At 37.2% G+C, this 20,180-nt stretch carries 17 protein-coding genes; 10 read left to right on the top strand and 7 right to left on the bottom strand.

All coding sequences use genetic code 11. From position 1 onward, the window contains the following. Window positions 1-159: 159 nt before the first annotated feature. From MT390_RS10065 to MT390_RS10055, 3 genes are read right to left on the bottom strand one after another with little or no spacing between them, the layout of a single operon-like run. Entirely contained in the window at window positions 160-1,206 is a 1,047-nt protein-coding gene (locus MT390_RS10065) for a glycosyltransferase family protein (protein WP_499440939.1), read from the bottom strand. 5 nt (window positions 1,207-1,211) lie between these two features. Beyond that, window positions 1,212-2,081, bottom strand: coding sequence for a phosphotransferase (locus MT390_RS10060; protein ID WP_499440937.1), 870 nt, complete (start codon window positions 2,079-2,081; stop codon window positions 1,212-1,214). A 37-nt stretch (window positions 2,082-2,118) separates the two neighbouring features. Beyond that, on the bottom strand, window positions 2,119-3,348 hold the full coding sequence (locus MT390_RS10055) for an O-antigen ligase family protein (RefSeq protein WP_499440936.1): 1,230 nt from the start codon (window positions 3,346-3,348) through the stop codon (window positions 2,119-2,121). A 378-nt stretch (window positions 3,349-3,726) separates the two neighbouring features. On the opposite strand from MT390_RS10055, the gene glpE reads away from it, so the two are divergent. The 4 genes from glpE to MT390_RS10035 all read left to right on the top strand — a co-directional run bounded on the left by glpE (window position 3,727) and on the right by MT390_RS10035 (window position 8,133). After that, the gene (gene glpE / locus MT390_RS10050; protein ID WP_499440935.1) at window positions 3,727-4,038 is read left to right on the top strand and encodes a thiosulfate sulfurtransferase GlpE; all 312 of its coding nucleotides are present in this window, start codon (window positions 3,727-3,729) and stop codon (window positions 4,036-4,038) included. Window positions 4,039-4,171: 133 nt separating this feature from the next. Then, complete coding sequence (locus MT390_RS10045) at window positions 4,172-4,522, top strand: DUF6572 domain-containing protein (protein WP_166372307.1); 351 nt, start codon at window positions 4,172-4,174, stop codon at window positions 4,520-4,522. A gap of 208 nt (window positions 4,523-4,730) precedes the next feature. After that, window positions 4,731-6,719 carry a transketolase gene (gene tkt, locus MT390_RS10040; RefSeq protein WP_499440933.1) on the top strand — a complete coding sequence of 663 codons (1,989 nt, stop codon included), beginning with the start codon at window positions 4,731-4,733 and terminating at the stop codon, window positions 6,717-6,719. Window positions 6,720-7,479: 760 nt separating this feature from the next. Further along, window positions 7,480-8,133 carry a BUD32 family EKC/KEOPS complex subunit gene (locus tag MT390_RS10035; protein ID WP_499440932.1) on the top strand — a complete coding sequence of 218 codons (654 nt, stop codon included), beginning with the start codon at window positions 7,480-7,482 and terminating at the stop codon, window positions 8,131-8,133. Between the two features lie 588 nt (window positions 8,134-8,721). Here MT390_RS10035 and tal read toward each other — a convergent pair. After that, a complete protein-coding gene (tal, locus tag MT390_RS10030) occupies window positions 8,722-9,681 on the bottom strand; it encodes a transaldolase (protein WP_499440931.1) in 960 nt (319 codons plus the stop codon). Window positions 9,682-9,948: 267 nt separating this feature from the next. On the opposite strand from tal, the gene rbsD reads away from it, so the two are divergent. The 6 genes from rbsD to MT390_RS10000 all read left to right on the top strand — a co-directional run bounded on the left by rbsD (window position 9,949) and on the right by MT390_RS10000 (window position 15,985). After that, the gene (gene rbsD / locus MT390_RS10025; protein WP_499440930.1) at window positions 9,949-10,365 is read left to right on the top strand and encodes a D-ribose pyranase; all 417 of its coding nucleotides are present in this window, start codon (window positions 9,949-9,951) and stop codon (window positions 10,363-10,365) included. A gap of 14 nt (window positions 10,366-10,379) precedes the next feature. Then, on the top strand, window positions 10,380-11,885 hold the full coding sequence (rbsA, locus tag MT390_RS10020; RefSeq protein ID WP_499440928.1) for a ribose ABC transporter ATP-binding protein RbsA: 1,506 nt from the start codon (window positions 10,380-10,382) through the stop codon (window positions 11,883-11,885). Further along, complete coding sequence (rbsC, locus tag MT390_RS10015) at window positions 11,882-12,865, top strand: ribose ABC transporter permease (protein ID WP_499440927.1); 984 nt, start codon at window positions 11,882-11,884, stop codon at window positions 12,863-12,865. The genes rbsA and rbsC overlap by 4 nt, the downstream gene beginning before the upstream one ends. Window positions 12,866-12,995: 130 nt before the next feature. Beyond that, on the top strand, window positions 12,996-13,874 hold the full coding sequence (gene rbsB, locus MT390_RS10010) for a ribose ABC transporter substrate-binding protein RbsB (RefSeq protein WP_499440926.1): 879 nt from the start codon (window positions 12,996-12,998) through the stop codon (window positions 13,872-13,874). Window positions 13,875-14,014: 140 nt separating this feature from the next. Next, entirely contained in the window at window positions 14,015-14,935 is a 921-nt protein-coding gene (rbsK, locus tag MT390_RS10005) for a ribokinase (RefSeq protein WP_499440925.1), read from the top strand. Between the two features lie 36 nt (window positions 14,936-14,971). After that, entirely contained in the window at window positions 14,972-15,985 is a 1,014-nt protein-coding gene (locus tag MT390_RS10000) for a substrate-binding domain-containing protein (RefSeq protein ID WP_499440923.1), read from the top strand. 159 nt (window positions 15,986-16,144) lie between these two features. Here the strand turns inward: MT390_RS10000 and ilvD are convergent, their stop codons facing one another. The 3 genes from ilvD to ilvG all read right to left on the bottom strand — a co-directional run bounded on the left by ilvD (window position 16,145) and on the right by ilvG (window position 19,986). Next, on the bottom strand, window positions 16,145-17,983 hold the full coding sequence (ilvD, locus tag MT390_RS09995) for a dihydroxy-acid dehydratase (RefSeq protein ID WP_499440922.1): 1,839 nt from the start codon (window positions 17,981-17,983) through the stop codon (window positions 16,145-16,147). A gap of 102 nt (window positions 17,984-18,085) precedes the next feature. After that, complete coding sequence (gene ilvM / locus MT390_RS09990) at window positions 18,086-18,343, bottom strand: acetolactate synthase 2 small subunit (RefSeq protein WP_166372703.1); 258 nt, start codon at window positions 18,341-18,343, stop codon at window positions 18,086-18,088. Continuing rightward, window positions 18,340-19,986: an acetolactate synthase 2 catalytic subunit gene (gene ilvG / locus MT390_RS09985; RefSeq protein WP_499440921.1), complete on the bottom strand. Its 1,647-nt coding sequence runs from the start codon at window positions 19,984-19,986 to the stop codon at window positions 18,340-18,342. Before ilvG ends, ilvM begins: the two co-directional genes overlap by 4 nt. Window positions 19,987-20,180: the final 194 nt, after the last annotated feature.

The raw sequence follows: 20,180 nt of genomic DNA, 5'->3' as shown, positions 1-20,180 counted from the left end.
CCTCTTGCCGGAGAAAAAGCGATAAGCATATATTCAGCTGGCCGCTTTTTCTACCAATTCAAGTTATGCACTTATAATCTGAATCCAAGAGGTTTTTAAAAATAGGAAAACCAAGTCTGTCATTATCAATAAACTTGGTTTTTTGTAATTCATGATCTGTTAATCATCAAACATTGCATCTAGCACCTCACTATCTCTTTCAATATTTATTGAAACAGCAGATGGATAAGGATTTGTTGGTGAGTAGTCATTAATTAAATAGCGACGTGTATGGGGCAAGCCAAATAAACAGCGATCGGTTCTAACACCATGTTTTTTTAATTCATTTATCGTATATTCTTGTTCATTTTCTGGACGTGAAGAAGTTAATATAAGGTACAAATAGCCTTCGCTTTGTAGTTTTGAAATTTTAGTTAAATTTTTCGCGATACCTTCAGTTTTCCACCCATTTTTGGCAAACTTACTACCATTCTTTAATAGCACCCCATCAACGTCACAAAATAATGTAAAGTGCTGTTTACAATAATGTCTGTATTCCCGTAATGTTCCCCAATCAATATAAGAATGTGCGCTTATTAATTTAAATTCTGCTTCATTTAACAGCATTTTATATATGATATGAGAAATATAAACTTCCTCGTCAGAATTTATGCTTTCATAGGTTGAGCAAAATTCTGTCGCACTTTCAAAGCTATAGCCACCACAACAAAAGAAGTTACTAATAATATCTTTTTCAACTATATTTGAAATAATACCAAGTGAATCTACTTCGACATAACTTTTATTTTTTGCATCAATTAACTCTACATTATTAAGATCAATTGTACTTACCGCATTAATTGGCTTAGCATTACAAGCAAACACGTTGTCACAGTCTTTAATAAAAATAGCTCCTTCAACTGATGCTTTATTAATTGCATTGTAAATTGTTTCTGACTGAGATGACGTTGGCTCATCTAAAATCGCTAGATCTGGTTTAACTCCCGTGCTTGAGATAAAACTGTTGATAACATTTTCTTCGCTAGTATATTTATCTAAATGTTCTTTCAAACAAACAATTACAATTCGATCAAACAATGTTAAATCTAACCCTTGGATCGATTTTTCAATCATCAGCTGACCATCAGGCATGGTTAATAACCATTTAGGCCTCATTCCAGGAAATCTAGATGAGCGCCCTGCTACAGGTAGTAATAGAGTAAACATAATTTTTAACCTTTTAGTCTTTTTAAACTTTTGCAGAGTGAAGTATTGAACCATTTAATTGTAACATCATCAGAACCATCAATATATGGAGCGATTCTTAATAGCATCATTATCTCCAATATTTTCATCTCTCGAGGATATAATTTCTCTAATGTATTGATAAAATTAGGATAAGCAGACTCACAAAATAATTTTCCTTTAAGCCTTAAGCTGCCTTTTTCTTTTCTAAAGCTCCAACCATAAACCATATCTTGAATAATTTTTACTGCATCTTGTAGAGGGCTTTCTATAAAACAATCTAAAAAATCAAAAATATAAAGTTGATTTTCTTGTGTAATCTTCATATTTGACAACGTAAAATCACCATGGCAAGGTCCAATTGGCAGAGTTAAATCTGTGGCGCTATTTTTTCTCACTATAGAAATAGCTTCAGAGAAAGATGGAAAATGATGGATATTGGTAAGAGTTTTTTCTTCTATTTCTTCTAGCTTTTTTAATATGACTTTATTGCTAATTATTTTAACTTCAGAGTTTGCTAGAGTATTTATAAGGTATGTATTTAAAGCTATTTTTATATTGTTTGCAGTGACTTTGTTACCCTTATTAGAGATCGCATCACCACCAATACCTTCAATATAAGGCATTTTAATTACTAAGTTATCGACCTCTTCAGATATTGAATCTACTGGAATTGCTAGGATATCATAGCTACTGGTCATCAGTTTTATAAAGTTTTGTTGTTTTTTTATCGCAAGTTTATTGCGATTTATAGTGGTATGAATTGTTTTTTTTACAATAAAGCGCTCATTAATCTTCAACACTTCTAGAGTGGCCCCTGAATGTGAGGCTGTTTGAATTTTATTATTTATGTCCATTCTATTTTTCTCATAAAGTCTTGGTGATAAGTGTTTTTCATTTTATAGTTTGTGCTTTAGTAGATGAGTTTTCTTTGTTGGTTAGAGCAAAAAGTAATAAAACAAAAACAAATAAGCTTTGCCCATGATTAAATGGGGCATCAGTCATTGCAGCTAAAGAAAATAATAATACGATACCAATAATGGTATGACGATTCGCCATGGAAACATGTTTGGATTCTAGTATTGGTATGAGTAAAAGTAACAAAAATAAAATTAAACCTATCAACCCGTTTTTAATTAATTTGTCAGCGTACTGGTTATGGTAGTGAGGGGGGTGGGAACGATAAAGGCTTTCTCTGACTTTTCCTTGCTTATATAACATCGCTAATTTATCTGATTGCCCGTTCCCTGTACCGATCCATAAATCACCTTTTACCATATCAGGAGTGACGGCTAACATTTGCAAGCGAAGGCCAATGGAGCTCCCTAAGTTTCCAGCACTAATTTTTTTAACTTCCGATTGCGTTTGCATTAAACGCTTCTCTATTTTGGGGTAAGAAGCGACAGCGATTATTGAAAATAATATGAAACTTGTTAACAATATTTTATAGTTAAAGTTTATTTTGTTTTCTTTTACAGTTAGAAATATAAGTATTATCGCGGTAATAGTAAATGCAACCCAGACTCCCCTTGTCTGACTGATCAATACCGATACAATTGTTAAGAGTAATGCGAGTATTAAGAGTGTTTTCTGAAAGTTAGATTTTTTGGCTGTTAAAAGTCCTATTGCTAATAAGGAAAATGTTGCTGCAATTGTAGAGAAAGGAATTGCATTAATAGGCCAATGTGCTCTGTTTACTTCTTCTATAATCGAATAATAAATCGCGGAACTAAAGCAAGAAACTGATCCAACAATTGTTAATATAATCAATAAGTCTTTAGTAAATAATGCTCTAGGAAAAAATGGTAAAAAAATGGATAATGCAACAAAGGCTCTAATTTCTCTTGAGCTTAAACCGTGATAATAATAAGAAAACAATGCATAAGCTGTAATAATAAATATTATCCACAGCATTTTACTATTCGTTATATTTTCTTTAACCACCTTCAAACCTTTGTGGCTAATCGATGCGATGACTGAAATCATCATCATGATAACCATCCCCTTATCACTGTCCTTATAAAGGAATAACCCAGTTACAAGCCACAAATACGGTAGTAAGATTATAAGCTTATGAAGCTGTTCTTTTTTTATGATGCTAATTTTTTTATTGAATGTTGCCATGTGGTTTGCTATGCCTTTAAAACACGAGATTAATTTTTCTATTCATTTATCATTTTTATAAATGGCTCTCTAAATTAGTATAACTAAATTACTTTCATTCAGCTTCGATGTATTGCTTTATTAATATATAAAATAACTTTATTACATTTGATATTGCTGGCCAAAATACCAAGCCGCTAAGGGGGATAGGTTTATTTTATTTGAAATAATGAAGCCTGTATCAGCTGCGGGTAGATGCATGATAGAATTCTATATTTATTACAGTTACTAGATTAGGCTATTTTAGAGCATGATACCCATAGTTAAAAGAGATATCATTATTTTATCTGTAATCTAATAAAAATAAAGTATTTTGCGTTCAAATTATAAGGAAAAAGTATGCCTACATTCAAGTTAATAGAAATAGCTGAAACGAAGCAGCGGTTACAAAATGAAGAAGCTATTCTTGTGGATACTCGTGACCTTCAATCTTATGCTGCAGATCATGTTGAAGGTGCGTTCAATTTAAACAATGACACACTGAAAGCATTTTTCGATAAAGTTGAGTTTGATACGCCGGTTTTTGTGGTTTGTTACCATGGTAATAGTAGTAAAGGCGTGGCTCAATATTTAGCTGAACAAGGTTATGAAGATACTTACAGTGTCGAAGGGGGGATGGCTATGTGGCGTCAACTATTCCCAATAAACTAAAGGCTTAATAGCATGGTATAATGACATAAGTTGATGGAATAGAACAATCGTGTAGATATATAAAATAGATTATTCGTATTCCTAATGATCCAGTTAAATAGAAAATATAAAAATATAAAAATATAGGTTATTTATGAGTGTAGTAGATACAGATAGCATTGATGCAATTGGTATGGAGAAAGAAGCCAAAAGAGTCTTTTTAAGTATTATTGATTCATTAGTGTGGGACCATGACGACGTTCATCTGTTTACGTTACAAGAAAAAATTAATACGTATCTGTATTTCATTGAATCAGGTGAATTAGTTAATGCTTTTCCAGATGCTGAAGGATTTGATATAGCTATTGAATTAATTCTCAAGCATATGCCTACAGATCAAGCGATTACTTTTTTTGATAAAACCACTCAAATTCTTTTAGACAAAGGCATTATCTTTGTTTTTGGTCCGAATAAAAATGCAGGCTACGCGGAACAACATAGTTAAGCTTGCTCTATACCAGATAAGATGCCTTAGTTTATCCTTATCTGGAATTCATTCCCTTCAGGTTCTCCTCCTTAGATTGATCTTTATTTTGTTTAAATATGTGATCAAATTTTAACTTTACCATTGCCCCTGCGCTGGGTATTTGGGATAATCCGCGCCTCATATGTCCGCACTTTTCATTAATTCAAAATGTAATCAGGAGAAACAGATGCCTTCTCGTCAAGAGTTAGCTAACGCAATACGCGCCCTTAGTATGGATGCTGTCCAAAAAGCCAATTCAGGTCACCCAGGCGCACCAATGGGTATGGCTGATATTGCGCAAGTTTTATGGACTGACTTTTTAAAGCATAACCCGACTAACCCAAACTGGGCTGATCGCGACCGCTTTATTTTGTCTAACGGCCATGGTTCAATGCTTATCTATTCTCTATTGCATTTAACAGGTTACGACCTTTCAATTGAAGATCTTAAAAACTTCCGTCAATTACATTCAAAAACACCGGGTCATCCAGAATATGGTTACGCACCAGGTGTCGAAACAACAACCGGTCCATTAGGCCAAGGTATTACTAATGCCGTTGGTATGGCGATTGCTGAACGCTCTTTAGCGGCTTCTTTTAACAAAGAAGGCCACGATATTGTTGACCACCATACTTACACTTTCTTAGGCGATGGTTGTTTAATGGAAGGTATTTCGCACGAAGCTTGTTCTTTAGCGGGTACGTTAGGTCTAGGTAAACTGATAGCATTCTGGGATGACAACGGCATTTCAATCGATGGTGATGTTGAAGGTTGGTTTACTGACGATACACCTAAGCGTTTTGAGTCTTACGGATGGCAAGTGATTTCTGTTGATGGGCATAACCCTGAAGAAATCAAAGCCGCTATCATCTCTGCAAAAGCAGAAACGACTAAACCAACCATGATTTGTTGTAAAACTATTATTGGTTTTGGTTCTCCTGCTAAGCAAGGTACACACGATTGTCACGGTGCGCCATTAGGCCATGATGAAATCGCTGCAACACGTAAAGCACTTGGCTGGTCACATGCACCTTTTGAAATTCCTGCTGACGTTTATGCGGGTTGGGATAACAAAACACAAGGTCAAGCAGCAGAGCAATCTTGGGATGAGAAATTCGCAGCCTACGCCGCGGCTTACCCTGAGCTAGCAGCTGAATACAAACGTCGTGTTAACAACAAATTACCTGCTGAATGGGAAGCTAAATCTTCTGCTTACATTGCTGATTTACAAGCTAACCAAGGTAATATTGCAACACGTAAAGCCTCACAAAACTGTATCGAAGCATTTGGCGCAATGTTACCAGAGCTATTAGGTGGTTCTGCTGATTTAGCGCCATCTAACTTAACCATGTGGTCCGGTACAAAAGCGATTACGGCTGATGACGCTACGGGTAACTACTTACATTACGGTGTACGTGAGTTTGCAATGGCTGCCATTATCAACGGTATCGCATTACATAAAGGTTTTGTCCCTTACGGCGCAACATTCTTAATGTTCATGGAATACGCACGTAACGCATTACGTATGTCTGCAATAATGAAGCAACGTTCTATTCAAGTGTTTACGCATGACTCAATTGGTTTAGGTGAAGATGGTCCAACACACCAACCTGTGGAGCAAATTGCAAGTTTACGTTTAACACCAAACATGAACACATGGCGTCCATGTGACAGCGTTGAATCTGCTGTTGCCTGGAAATTTGCGATTGAATCTGTTGATGCACCGTCATCACTTATCTTTAGCCGTCAAAACCTGAAACCACAGGCACGTGATGCACAGCAATTAGCTGATGTGGCAAAAGGTGGTTACGTATTGCTTGACTCTGAAACACCTGCTGAAATCATCTTAATTGCGACAGGCTCTGAGGTTGAGTTAGCAATGCAAGGTGCTGCAGAATTAACTGCTCAAGGTAAAGCGGTACGTGTTGTATCAATTCCTTGTACTGAGCAGTTTGAATTACAATCTGCAGAATACAAAGAATCTGTATTACCGGCAGCTGTAACTAAACGTGTAGCAATTGAAGCAGGTATTGCTGATTACTGGTACAAATACGTTGGCTTAAACGGTGCGGTGATTGGTATGACCACGTTTGGTGAGTCAGCGCCAGCAGATCAACTATTTGAAATGTTTGGTTTTACTGTTAAAAACGTAGTAGATACAGCTAATTCATTATAATTAGTTAATTTATTTAGTTTTTAAAGTTTAAAAAGCCGCGCTTAACTAGATGATAGTTAGCCGCGGCTTTTTTGTGTCTGAAATTCGAGCTTACCAGATATTTTGCTAGAGAATGCCAAAGTTGATTAAAACGAAGGCAGAACTCAAAGGAAAATTAACCATGAAGGCACGAAGATAAAAGAAGGGTAGGTCAAAAGCTGAAACTAAGGCCTAGTTTACTGCTAAGGCAAAAAGCATAATAAGAATATCTTTAAATATCTTAATGGTTCCCTTCATACTATTCGTGCAGCGTTTCTTGGTTGATGCTATTTTTTGTTTTAAAAAATCAAAAGCGATTTATCTATGAAGACACAAAAGCTGGAGAAGTGTTAGGTCATAATGTGTACGGCTAATACATTTTAACTACAGACTTTAAGTGGGATATTCATGGACTATCCCTGTTATTTTTCTTCCTATGCTCGCTTTCTTCGTTTTATCTTGTTTAAATAGCGCGATTGTTATTTTTCTCACTTTTAAAGCGCTAATTCAAAATAATAGTAAGCAAAAGCCCGAAAGGCTATCGAGTAAATTATGCATTTTACAATTTTTAATGCGAGAAGCTGAGATAGAATTAAAGTGTTCTAGAAAAGTAACATCTATATTAAATTATTCAATAGATGATTATTATTGCTCAGTTGACTACATACTCAAAATGTTCAACTTATAATGATTTTGCCGTGGGCTGTGGAATAATTTTTCTTTATTAATAGGCTCTCAATTTATGCATTTACAAGAAATAGAAAATAAAATGGCTAGTATGGATGTAAAATCAGAATTTACATCAAAACAAGGTGCTCGTATAACAACTATATTTGAGAATTCATATGTTTTTAAAAAATTCTCTCCAAATAAAAGTCATAAAAATGAGTGGGTTATAGAGTACGATGTTATAAGTCATTTAAAACATAATAGTATTTTTGCACCTAGTTGTTACGGGTATAGAGTCGATAATACTGGTGCTTATTTATTTAAGGAATATGTTCCTGGGAAACCGTTAAAAAATTACACTAAAGAGACGGCACTTCAATTAGCGCTTATGTTTTCTAAATTCCACGCCGCAGGGGTTGTAACATGTGATGCTCATAATGATAATGTCATCCAGACTCTTGATGGTGAGCTTCTTTTTATTGATTTCGGTAAAGCAACCATTTTCAAAAATAAAAATTTATTATTCTATTTTACAGCGGCTAGAGAAATTTTCTTTATAAAAACAAAGATAATAAAAGATAACGTAGTATATAAAGATTTTTTTGAATCTTATATGGCGTTGCAACCTCATAAGCAAAGAAGGATATTAAGGACTTTCTTTTCTGGATGTAATCGTATCTTACATTTACGCGAAAATTTTCGACAAAAATATAAAAAAAGTAAATAAATCAAGCCCAATTACTATTGATAACCCCTTTTTTGATTACCTTTAACTATTTCCTTATTTTCATTAACACTTTTTGTGAGGTGCTTAGTGCTGTTTTTAAAATCAAAAGCAAATTAACTACGAAGGCACTAAGGTAAAAGAAGGTTAAGTAAAAGCTAAAACCTGATTTTCTGCTAGTGAGGAAAAGTAAAAGGTAAAAGGCAAAAGATAAATGAAGAATAATTTTAACTGTTTTATAGGTTTTCTTTGTGTTCTTCGTGAAGCGTAGCGCTTCGTGGTTAATGCTATTTTTAAAATTAAAAGCAAATTAACTACGAAGGCACTAAGGTAAAAGAAGGGAAGCGTAGCGATTCGTGGTTAGTGCTGTTTTTAAAATCAAAAGCAAATTAACCACGAAGGCACGAAGATAAAAGAAGAATAGCTTTAACTGTTTTATTGGTTTCCTTCGTATTCTCCGTTACGGTTAAGCGAAGCTCTCCTCTCTTGATGGTTGGTGTGTCATTTTTTCATAAAAAAAGAGAGCCTCAGTGATACTAAGGCTCTCTTTTAATTATTATTTGAATCTAAGTTTAAATAACTTTTATGCTATTAAGCTTGTAGCAAATCAGCTAACTGTTTATCTAGTTTTATTTGGTCTAGTGTGAAATTACGAATACCTTCTGATAACTTTTCTGTCGCCATTGCATCTTCATTCAGTGACCATCTAAACTGACTTTCCGTTAAAGGAGTAACATCTTCTTTAGTCGATTTGTTATCACTTAGCATTTGTTGTATTGGCTCGTTTCTACTTTGCAATACTGCCATTAGATCTGGACTAATGGTTAAACGATCACAGCCTGCTAGTGCTAATACTTCTTCAACACTTCTAAAGCTTGCGCCCATTACCACTGTGTCGTAACCCTGTTGTTTATAATAATTATAAATTTCAGTAACGGAAATAACACCAGGATCTTCATCTGCTGGATAAGACTCTTTACCTGTTTGCTTTTTATACCAGTCCAGAATACGGCCTACAAAAGGAGAGATTAGGTATACGCCAGCTTCCGCACAGGCTTGCGCTTGAGCAAAACTAAATAATAAAGTTAGGTTACAATTAATTCCCTCTTTTTCAAGTATTTCAGCGGCTTTTATACCTTCCCAAGTGGCTGCTAATTTAATTAGAATACGATCGTTTTGAATACCTGCTTGGTTATATAAAGCAATTAATTTACGGGCTTTTAAAATCGATGCTTCTGTATCAAATGAAAGGCGAGAATCCACTTCTGTAGAGATTCTTCCTGGAATAATTTTAAGCACTTCTAAACCGATTAAAACCGATAATTTATCGCTAGCATCAATCGTCTGTTGTTGGATATCTTGTGATTGTTGTTTAGCCCATTCTGTTGCTTGTTGTAATAAACCTTGATATTGGCTTAGTGAAGCTGCTTTTAATAATAAAGATGGGTTAGTGGTTGCATCTTGTGGCTGATATTCTTTAATCGCTTGAACATCACCTGTATCAGCGACTACAGTCGACATTTCTTTGAGTTGTAATAATTGGTTAGTCATAAATTTTCCCGTTAATGTTGGTGACCGTTTTATTAATATCAATCTTCCTATTGTTAAGCAAGCATCATTTCTGTTTATTTTTGTGATGTTCATTCTCAAAAAAAATATCGTGAAGCGGCTCTCTTTTTTTGCCATCAATACGTGCAATTTATTTAATAACGTTTAAATTTCACTCATCGAAACGATTGCGCAAACGTTTCGTTGGTAAATTAAGTTATATTCATTGCGTGTTTTTAAAACAAATATTAATTGTCTTGAGGTTCTAAAATGAAAAAATCAGCACTGTTAAATGCAAAATTATCTTATTGCATTGCCTCATTAGGGCATTTTGATGAAATAACAATATGCGATGCAGGTTTACCTATTCCAAACCAACCAGAGCGTATTGATCTTGCTTTAACGCATGGCGTCCCTGCATTTATCGATACCGTTGCTGTTGTGCTCAGCGAGATGCAAATAACAGGTGCTATATTGGCTGAAGAATTAAAACAAGTGAGTCCAGAATTGCATCTGCAATTGTTAGATTTAATTAAAAAAGAGCAAGTATCTGGACATCACATCGATATTACCTATATCAGTCACCAAGCATTTAAAGATCGCACTATTGAAAGCAAAGCAGTGGTACGTACTGGAGAATGTACGCCTTATGCCAATGTTATTTTTCAATCCGGTGTAGTTTTTTAGTCGTGAGGATAAAAATGAAACAGCCAATATTACAACTTAATAATATCAATAAGTCCTTCCCGGGTGTGAAAGCGTTGGATGGGGCTTGCCTAAATGTTTATCCCGGACAAGTAATGGCTTTGTTGGGCGAAAATGGGGCGGGAAAATCGACCTTGATGAAAGTGATCACTGGGATTTATTCATTGGATGAAGGTGAAATTCGCTATCAAGATAAAGTGGTTAGTTTTAATGGGCCTAGAGAGTCACAAAAGGCTGGTATTAGTATCATTCATCAAGAGTTAAATCTGTTACCTGAATTGACAATTGCAGAAAATATATTTTTAGGGCGTGAAGTAACTAATCGCTTTGGGGCAATTAACTGGTCACTTATGTTTGAGCAAGCAGATCTACTACTGAAGCGCTTAAAGGTAAAACACAAATCATCTACTCCTCTTAATGAGTTAAGTTTAGGTGAGCAGCAAATGGTCGAAATTGCTAAGGCTTTATCCTTTGAATCTAAAGTAATCATTATGGATGAGCCTACTGATGCGTTGACGGACAGTGAAGTTGATTCATTATTTGTGGTGATCAATGAACTGCGTGATGAAGGTTATGGCATTGTTTATATCTCTCACCGTTTGAAAGAAATTTTTGAAGTTTGTGATGACATTACCGTGTTACGCGATGGAAAGTTTATTGCGGAAAAAACAGTTTCGTCGATGGATGAAGATACCTTAATTGAATTAATGGTAGGGCGCCGATTAGATGAGCAATATCCTCGTATTGCAAGTACTCACGGTACTGTTTGTTTAGAAGTGAAAGAGTTATATGCGAAAGCCACACATGGCGTCAGTTTTACTTTAAACCATGGTGAAATTTTAGGTGTATCTGGATTGATGGGGGCAGGTCGTACTGAATTAATGAAAGTAATTTATGGCGCACTCACTCGCGAATCAGGGGATATCATTCTGAATGGCCAAGTGATTAATCCTAGTTCTTCATTGCAAGCATTGAATCATGGCATTGCTTATATTTCAGAAGATCGCAAAGGTGATGGATTGGTTTTAGGGTTGTCCGTTAAAGATAATATGTCTTTATGTGCACTCAAAGATTTATCTAAAGGCTGGCAATTAGATCATCAAGCGGAAGCAACATCGGTTAATGATTTTATTCGTTTATTCAACATTAAAACGCCTTCAATGAATCAAATTATTGGTAATTTGTCCGGTGGTAATCAGCAAAAAGTTGCGATTGCTAAAGGATTGATGACTAAGCCTAAAGTATTGATTTTAGATGAACCGACACGTGGTGTTGATGTGGGTGCCAAAAAAGAGATTTACCAACTGATTAATAAATTTAAAGCGGAAGGCATGAGCATCATTCTCGTGTCATCTGAAATGCCTGAAGTACTAGGGATGAGTGACCGCATTTTAGTGATGCATCAAGGTCAAATAAGTGGTGAATTTAGCGCCAAAGAAGCCGATCAAGAAAAACTAATGGCTTGTGCCGTTGGTAAAAATAACAACGAGGTAGCAGCATGAGTTCAAATATTACAAGTTCTGAAACAGGAACATCGAAAAGGCACTTTCTGAGTAAAGAGTGGTTGATCGAGCAAAAGTCACTGATTGCATTAATCGTATTAATAGCCGTTGTTTCAGTGCTCAATGAATACTTTTTTACGATTGATAATATTCTTAATATTTTACGTCAAACTTCAGTTATTGCTATTTTAGCGGCAGGAATGACCTTGGTTATTTTAACCGCAGGCATTGACCTAAGTGTAGGCTCTATCCTAGCGCTATGTGGCGCCTTTGCGGCTAGTATGATCAGCTTAGAGATTCCTGTGCTGATTGCAGTACCTGTCTCTTTATTAGGTGGCGCAGTATTAGGCTCTATGGCTGGTCTTATTATTTCTAAGGGTAAAGTTCAAGCTTTTATTGCTACGTTGGTAATGATGACATTATTACGTGGTGTCACCATGGTTTATACCGATGGTCGTCCAATTTCAACGGGATTCACCGATGTTGCAGATAGCTTTGCATGGTTTGGTACTGGCTACATGTTTGGCATTCCTGTACCAGTTTGGTTAATGATTTTTGTTTTTGCAGGGATTTGGTATCTATTAAATCACACGCGTTTTGGACGTTATGTTTATGCTTTGGGTGGTAATGAGTCAGCGACAAAATTATCGGGCATTAACGTTGACCGCATCAAGATCGGTGTGTACTCCATCTGCGGTTTATTATCGGCACTTGCAGGCATTATTATCACTTCTCGTTTGTCATCGGCACAGCCAACCGCGGGCATGGGCTATGAATTAGATGCGATTGCTGCCGTTGTGGTAGGTGGAACAAGTCTAGCCGGCGGTAGAGGTTACATCATGGGCACTTTGATCGGTGCATTGATTATTGGTGTTTTAAATAATGCCTTAAATCTATTAGATGTGTCTTCATACTTCCAAATGATAGTAAAAGCAGCCGTTATTTTGTTAGCCGTATTAGTCGATAACAAAAATAAATAAACACTCAACAGTGACAGGTAATAAATAACAAACAATCAATAAATAACAATTGATAAACAATCACTAATAGATAACAAGTTATGTAAATTTACATTAATTTATTTTTTAAAACCAAGAAAAGGAATGTTCAATGAAAAAGTTAACTACATTAATTTCAGCCGCTGTTATTTCAGCTACTTTTAATGCTAGCGCAGCAGCACAAGATACGATTGCGATGGTGGTTTCAACACTTAATAATCCATTCTTTGTGACCATGAAAGAAGGTGCAGAGAAAAAAGCAAAAGAGCTAGATTACAAATTGATTGTGCTTGATTCACAAAATGATCCAAGTAAAGAGCTAGCAAATGTTGAAGATTTATTAGTACGTGGTGTAAAAGCGATTCTAATCAATCCAACGGATTCTGATGCTGTATCTAATGCAGTACGTATGGCGAATAAAGCCAATACACCTGTGTTTACCTTAGATAGAGCGGCAAATAACGGTGAAGTCGTTAGCCATATCGCTTCTGATAATGTTGCCGGTGGTGAGATGGCGGGTAAATATATCAGTGAAAAAATTGGTAAAGATGCAAAAATTGTTCAACTTGAAGGTATTGCCGGTACCTCTGCTGCACGTGAACGTGGTGAAGGCTTTATGAAAGCAGTTAAGAGTGAAAATATGCAATTATTGGCGAGTCAACCAGCTGATTTTGACCGTACTAAAGGGTTAAATGTAATGGAAAACTTACTTTCGTCACAACCACAAACTCAAGCCGTATTTGCGCAAAATGATGAAATGGCATTAGGTGCATTCCGCGCTGTACAAGCTTCAGGTAAAGACATCTTAATCGTTGGTTTTGATGGCACTGAAGATGGTATCGCAGCCGTTAAGCGTGGTCTTTTAGGTGCAACAATTGCACAACAACCATCGCTAATTGGTGAAATCGGTGTTGAATCAGCTGTTGCAGTTTTAACGGGCAAAACCGTTGCTAAAAGCATTCCTGTACCATTAATGATGATTGTAAAATAATTTATAGAGAGGTTACGTAAAGTGACCTCTCTTGTTTACACTTATTTAGAATTTAAATTTATTAGTCTCTATTTATTAATATGTTATGTATATTGGCTTAGTAGGCTAATTTTATGTAACCCATCTCAAAAGGTATTCTTATGCGTCAACTAACAGTACTAGGCAGTGTTAATGCAGATCATGTTCTGAGGGTTGGTAGCTTTCCCCGTCCAGGCGAAACATTACATGGGCAAGGTTATTCTGTTATTGCCGGTGGTAAAGGAGCAAACCAAGCGGTTGCTGCTGCTCGTCTAGGGGCAAATGTTAGCTTTATTGCCTGTGTAGGAGATGATAGTTTTGGTCTTAATATCCGACAAGAGTTCGAAAAAGACGGTATTAATATTGATGCAGTCATGATTGAAAAGGATACGCCAACTGGAATCGCTATGATTCAGGTTGCAGCTACGGGAGAAAACAGTATTTGTATTTCTGCTGAAGCAAATGCATGTTTAACACCACAGCGTATTGCTGCGCATACTCGCATTATCGAACAGGCTGATATGTTGTTATTACAACTAGAAGTACCAATGGAAAGCATCGAATATGCCGCTGAAATTGCAAATAAATCCGGTACTACTGTTATTCTTAATCCTGCGCCAGCTCAACACCTCAGTGATAAACTATTAAAACTGATTGATATTATTACACCGAATGAAACAGAAGCTGAAATACTGACAGGTATTAAGGTGTTTGATGCACAATCCGCGCAACTAGCTGCAGATGCGCTGCACAAAAAACAGATTAAAACCGTATTGATTACTTTAGGTAGTCAAGGGGTGTGGTTAAGTAAAGAAGGTGAAGGTTCACAGATTATGGGTTATAAAGTTGATGCGGTTGATACAACAGCGGCAGGAGACACCTTTAATGGTGCTTTTTTAACGGCATTATTAGAAGATAAGTCTTTAAACGAAGCGGTACAATTTGCCCATGCAGCCGCTGCCATTACTGTGACCGGTCAAGGTGCTCAATCCTCTATTCCATATCGTCAAGATGTAACTGAGTTCTTAACTAAAAGAGCATAGCTGCAAGAGCATAACAGCAAGGAAATAAATAAAACAATGGCCACTATTAAAGATGTAGCAAAGCATGCCCAAGTTTCTACTTCCACTGTGAGTCATGTATTAAATAAGACTCGTTATGTTAGTGAAGCTGTTACCGAAAAAGTGTTAACCGCCGTTGAGGCATTAAATTACGCTCCCTCTGCGCTCGCTCGTAGCCTAAAGTTAAAAAACACGCATACTTTTGGTATGTTAGTGACGACTTCAATCAACCCTTTTTTTGCTGAAGTAGTAAAGGGGGTGGAACGTCGTTGTTATGAGCAGGGGTACAATTTATTGTTATGTAATACCGAAGGAGATTTTGACCGGCTGCGATTTAATATTGATATGTTACTGCAAAAAAGAGTAGATGGATTATTGCTAATGAGTGATGAATTAGTGAACCAAAATATAGATATTTTTGCGCGACATAAGCCCGTACCCACAGTCGTTATGGACTCAGGTGAAACACACTTCCCCGCCGATAAAATTCAAGACAACTCCTACCGTGGTGGTTATATTGCAACTCAATACCTGATTAAGCAAGGCCATACTGATATTGGCTGTATCCATGGTCCGCTAGATAAACCTACGGCAAAGAAACGTTACGCTGGTTTTAAACAGGCAATGCTGGATGCAAACCTAATTATTAATGATCACTGGATTGTACCGGCAAACTTTGAGTGTGAAGGTGGTGCGGTTGCTTTTAAAGCTTTATATGCGCAAGGAACTCTGCCAACGGCATTATTTGTATGTAACGATATGATGGCAATGGGGGTGATTAATATGGCTAACGAGTTAGGATTATCAATTCCTGATGATTTGTCTATTATTGGATACGATGATATTAAAATAGCGCGCTATATGAGCCCCTCGCTCACCACCATCCATCAGTCTAAGTTTCATCTTGGCCAGCAAGCATTTGATACTTTATTAGATAAAATACAAACTCAACGAGATACTGATTTAGAGATCCAGCTTGAACCCACTTTAGTTGAAAGATCCAGCGTGATACCTAATAGAAAAAATAGCTGATATTATTTTTTACCAAAGTAATCTAGCGTTATCACATATAAATGATAAACAATAAAAAAGCCCATTATGATTTATAATCAGAATGGGCTTTTTCTTTATCTATTTTATTTAAATAGTTATTTTAGTTTATTCAATACCTAGATTTAAGGCTGTTAAAGGCTATTTAAGTTTAGATAAATCGCGTACAGCGCCTTTATCTGCTGATGTTGCCATCATCGCATACACTTTTAATGCTGCAGAAATAGGGCGAATACGATCAACAGGTTTCCAGCCAATAACATCTTGTTTCGCACGACGTTCAGCAAGTACTTCTTCAGAGACTTTTAAGTCCATTGCACGAGTTGGAATGTTGATATCGATGATGTCACCGTTTTCAATTAAACCAATCACACCACCTGCTGCTGCTTCTGGTGAAACGTGGCCAATTGACAGGCCAGAAGTGCCACCAGAGAACCGACCGTCGGTAATCAATGCACACTGCTTGCCTAGTCCCATTGATTTAAGGTAAGACGTTGGGTAAAGCATTTCTTGCATACCCGGGCCACCTTGTGGACCTTCGTAACGAATAACAACTACATCACCCGCAACCACTTTGCCACCTAGAATTGCTTCAACAGCATCATCTTGGCTTTCGTATATCTTCGCTGGGCCAGTAAATGTTAGGTTATCGTCATCAACACCCGCAGTTTTAACTACCGCGCCATCAACTGCCATATTACCGAATAATACTGCTAAACCACCTTCGGTACTGAAGGCATTCTCAAGTGAGCGAACACAACCGTTTTTACGGTCATTATCTACGGTATCCCAACGACAAGATTGACTAAATGCTTTTACGGTACGGATACCAGCAGGGCCAGCACGATAGAAGTCGATAATCGCTTGGTCTTTAGTTTGCATGATATCGTAATGAGCAAGCTGCTCTTTCATGGTCGGGCTTAGAATAGTAGGAATGTCACTATTTAATAAACCTGCTCTATCTAACTCGCCTAAGATTGCCATTACACCACCGGCGCGATGTACATCTTCCATATGGTATTCAGGTGTAGAAGGTGCAACTTTACAAAGCTGTGGAATACGACGAGACATCTTATCCATATCTGCAACGGTGAAGTCTAATTCCGCTTCTTGTGCACAGGCTAATAAATGCAGAATAGTATTAGTTGAACCACCCATCGCAATATCTAGTGCCATTGCATTTTCAAAAGCAGGGCGACCAGCGATAGAACGTGGTAATACAGAGTAGTCATCTTCTTGGTAGTGACGTTTCGCAATATCAACAATACGACGACCAGCTTCTAAAAATAAGTTTTCACGGTCAGCGTGTGTCGCTAGCATTGAGCCATTACCCGGTAGTGATAAACCTAACGCTTCAGTTAAACAGTTCATTGAGTTCGCGGTAAACATACCAGAACAAGAACCACAAGTAGGACAAGCACTACGCTCTACTTTTTCTAAATCTTCATCAGAGACGTTTTTATCAGGTCCCATTACCATTGCATCAACAAGGTCTAGTTTGATGATTTGATCAGAAAGCTTAGTTTTACCTGCTTCCATTGGGCCGCCAGATACAAAAATAACCGGAATGTTTAAGCGTAATGCCGCCATTAACATTCCCGGAGTTATTTTGTCACAGTTAGAGATACAAACAATCGCATCTGCACAGTGAGCGTTGACCATATATTCAATTGAATCAGCGATCAAATCACGTGAAGGCAGGCTGTATAACATACCTGAGTGACCCATTGCGATACCATCATCAATAGCAATGGTATTAAATTCTTTGGCGATACCACCGGCTTTTTCAATTTCACGAGCAACCAATTGGCCCATATCTTTTAAGTGAACGTGTCCCGGTACAAACTGTGTAAATGAGTTTGCGATAGCAATGATCGGTTTTCCGAAGTCATCATCTTTTACACCAGTTGCGCGCCATAATGCACGAGCACCTGCCATGTTACGACCGTGTGTTGATGTTTTTGAACGATAAACTGGCATGTTAATTTCCTTAAACTGCTTGCTGGCCAAACTACTTGGCGCTGATATAAATAAGTGTTAATAGCAGTAAAACAGATATCCTGTTACGGCACAATCTGCAATTTACGCTGTTGCTTTGATATTTTTTTCTTGTCGTAGGGTTGCCACTTGCTTGACCCCTATAATTTTTTCAATTTGCTTAGTCAATAAGCTAATGTTTCGCTCACTGACCACGGTAATAGTAATGTGTAAGGTTTGTTGCGAATTACCCGTCTCAGCATTGATGTTGGTGGTAGTAAATCCTCGATGACGACAAACGCGCAATAACCGCTCTAAAAACTCTGGGCTATTTTTAGCTTCAATAATTAATAAAGACTTCATTCGATACTCTCCATCATTTTGTCATTAGGTGCACCAGGTGGCACTAGCGGCCAAACATTCTCTGCTTCTGAGATTGAAACATGTAACAAATAAGGCCCTTCACTTGTCAATAAACGTTGTAATGCTTGGCTTATTTGCGACTTAGTTTCAATGGTTTCACCTGGGATATCAAAAGCACTCGCTAAGGTCACAAAATCAGGATTATCTGTTAAAATTGTTTCGCTATAACGACCGTTAAAAAATAGCTCTTGCCATTGTCTCACCATGCCTAAACGTTGGTTATCAATCAATAGGATTTTAATCGGTAATTTTTTACGTTTAATGGTACCTAATTCTTGTACGTTCATCATAAATGAACCATCACCGGAAATCGCAATAACCATATCATTAGGGCGAGCAACTTGAGCGCCAACAGCGGCTGGGATACCAAATCCCATAGTCCCTAAACCTGAACTGGTGATGTGGTTTTCTGGGCGATCTACAAACATATGCTGTGCAACCCACATTTGATGTTGCCCTACATCGCTACAAATTACCGTATCACCGGGAATCGACTGAGCAAGCTGACGCAATAATGCAGGTGCAAAAATAGGCTCACCTGGATGATCATATCGACTCACATGCTTTGCTTTCATTGTCGCAATATGTTTTTTCCAGGGAGTAATATTAGGTTTAATAGTGATCGCGGGCAAAACCTGTTTCAAGTCGTCAGTCATTGAAAGCGTTACTTGGCGTAATTTATCTATTTCAGCGGCATCAACATCTAAATGGATCACCTTTGCATTAGGTGCAAACTCATCCAACTTTCCTGTCACTCGATCATCGAAACGGGCTCCAATAGCAATTAGTAAATCACATTCTTGAATCGCTAAATTAGATGCTTTACTACCGTGCATACCGACCATTCCCATAAAGTAGGGGGAGTGATGAGGAATACAGCCGATTGCTTTCAAGGTACAAACACTAGGTATTCTGGTTTGTTCAATAAAATCTCGCAATTCACTTACTGCATTGGCCATACCAACACCGCCACCAACATACAGTAGTGGTTTATTTGAGGACTCAATCATCAGTTTCGCTTGTGCAATCAGTCGGTTGTCTAAATAATTATTACTATGAACTAATTTCGCAAGAGTATGCGCAACACTGGGACCGATTTGAATATCTTTAGGTAAATCAATCAGTACTGGACCTGGGCGGCCAGTGGTAGCGATTTCAAAGGCTTGTTCAATGATAGGCCCTAGCTGGTCTGCGCTTTGAACCATAAAACTATGTTTGGTACAGGCTAATGATAAACCAAATACATCAATTTCTTGGAAGGCATCGGTACCAATTAAATTGGTTGGTACTTGTCCGGTGATAGCGATAATAGGAATTGAATCTAATAATGCATCAGCTAAACCTGTGATCAAATTGGTTGCACCCGGGCCTGACGTAGCTATACATACGCCTACTTTACCCGTGGCTCTAGCATACCCGATTGCAGCCATCGCAGCACCTTGCTCATGGCGACAAAGTAAGTGTTCAACACCTCCATCATATAGCGCATCGTAGAGCGGCATAATAGCACCGCCAGGGTAGCCAAATACCTGTGTTACGTTTTGTTCTTTTAAAGCGTGTACAACAAAGTTTGCACCATTCATGCGCTCTTCCTGAATTTAATGAAGGTAATCAAAGGGCATTCAAAAACTGCCAATTTGAATTTAAAAAAGGGTGCTCTTTATAGCAAAAAAGCGCTTATCAAACAACATTTGTCACATTTTTAAGCAAATTATTGATAGAACAATCACTTGTTCGCGTTTTGTAGCGCAACCTATTCGATACTGTAAATTAATAG

The sequence above is a fragment of the Vibrio sp. 2-Bac 85 genome (genome assembly GCF_037546705.1).
GTDB lineage: Bacteria > Pseudomonadota > Gammaproteobacteria > Enterobacterales > Psychromonadaceae > Psychromonas.
This window is presented reverse-complemented; position numbering and strand designations above follow the sequence as displayed.

Excerpts from the sequence above, each read along its gene's own strand:
- MT390_RS10065 (WP_499440939.1), bottom strand. The coding sequence starts at position 1,206 with ATGTTTACTCTATTACTACCTGTAGCAGGGCGCTCATCTAGATTTCCT.
- tkt (WP_499440933.1), top strand. The coding sequence starts at position 4,731 with ATGCCTTCTCGTCAAGAGTTAGCTAACGCAATACGCGCCCTTAGTATG.
- MT390_RS10000 (WP_499440923.1), top strand. The coding sequence starts at position 14,972 with ATGGCCACTATTAAAGATGTAGCAAAGCATGCCCAAGTTTCTACTTCC.
- MT390_RS10055 (WP_499440936.1), bottom strand. The coding sequence starts at position 3,348 with ATGGCAACATTCAATAAAAAAATTAGCATCATAAAAAAAGAACAGCTT.
- rbsC (WP_499440927.1), top strand. The coding sequence starts at position 11,882 with ATGAGTTCAAATATTACAAGTTCTGAAACAGGAACATCGAAAAGGCAC.
- rbsK (WP_499440925.1), top strand. The coding sequence starts at position 14,015 with ATGCGTCAACTAACAGTACTAGGCAGTGTTAATGCAGATCATGTTCTG.
- MT390_RS10045 (WP_166372307.1), top strand. The coding sequence starts at position 4,172 with ATGAGTGTAGTAGATACAGATAGCATTGATGCAATTGGTATGGAGAAA.
- ilvM (WP_166372703.1), bottom strand. The coding sequence starts at position 18,343 with ATGAAGTCTTTATTAATTATTGAAGCTAAAAATAGCCCAGAGTTTTTA.
- MT390_RS10035 (WP_499440932.1), top strand. The coding sequence starts at position 7,480 with ATGCATTTACAAGAAATAGAAAATAAAATGGCTAGTATGGATGTAAAA.
- rbsA (WP_499440928.1), top strand. The coding sequence starts at position 10,380 with ATGAAACAGCCAATATTACAACTTAATAATATCAATAAGTCCTTCCCG.
- ilvG (WP_499440921.1), bottom strand. The coding sequence starts at position 19,986 with ATGAATGGTGCAAACTTTGTTGTACACGCTTTAAAAGAACAAAACGTA.
- tal (WP_499440931.1), bottom strand. The coding sequence starts at position 9,681 with ATGACTAACCAATTATTACAACTCAAAGAAATGTCGACTGTAGTCGCT.
- ilvD (WP_499440922.1), bottom strand. The coding sequence starts at position 17,983 with ATGCCAGTTTATCGTTCAAAAACATCAACACACGGTCGTAACATGGCA.
- glpE (WP_499440935.1), top strand. The coding sequence starts at position 3,727 with ATGCCTACATTCAAGTTAATAGAAATAGCTGAAACGAAGCAGCGGTTA.
- rbsB (WP_499440926.1), top strand. The coding sequence starts at position 12,996 with ATGAAAAAGTTAACTACATTAATTTCAGCCGCTGTTATTTCAGCTACT.
- MT390_RS10060 (WP_499440937.1), bottom strand. The coding sequence starts at position 2,081 with ATGGACATAAATAATAAAATTCAAACAGCCTCACATTCAGGGGCCACT.
- rbsD (WP_499440930.1), top strand. The coding sequence starts at position 9,949 with ATGAAAAAATCAGCACTGTTAAATGCAAAATTATCTTATTGCATTGCC.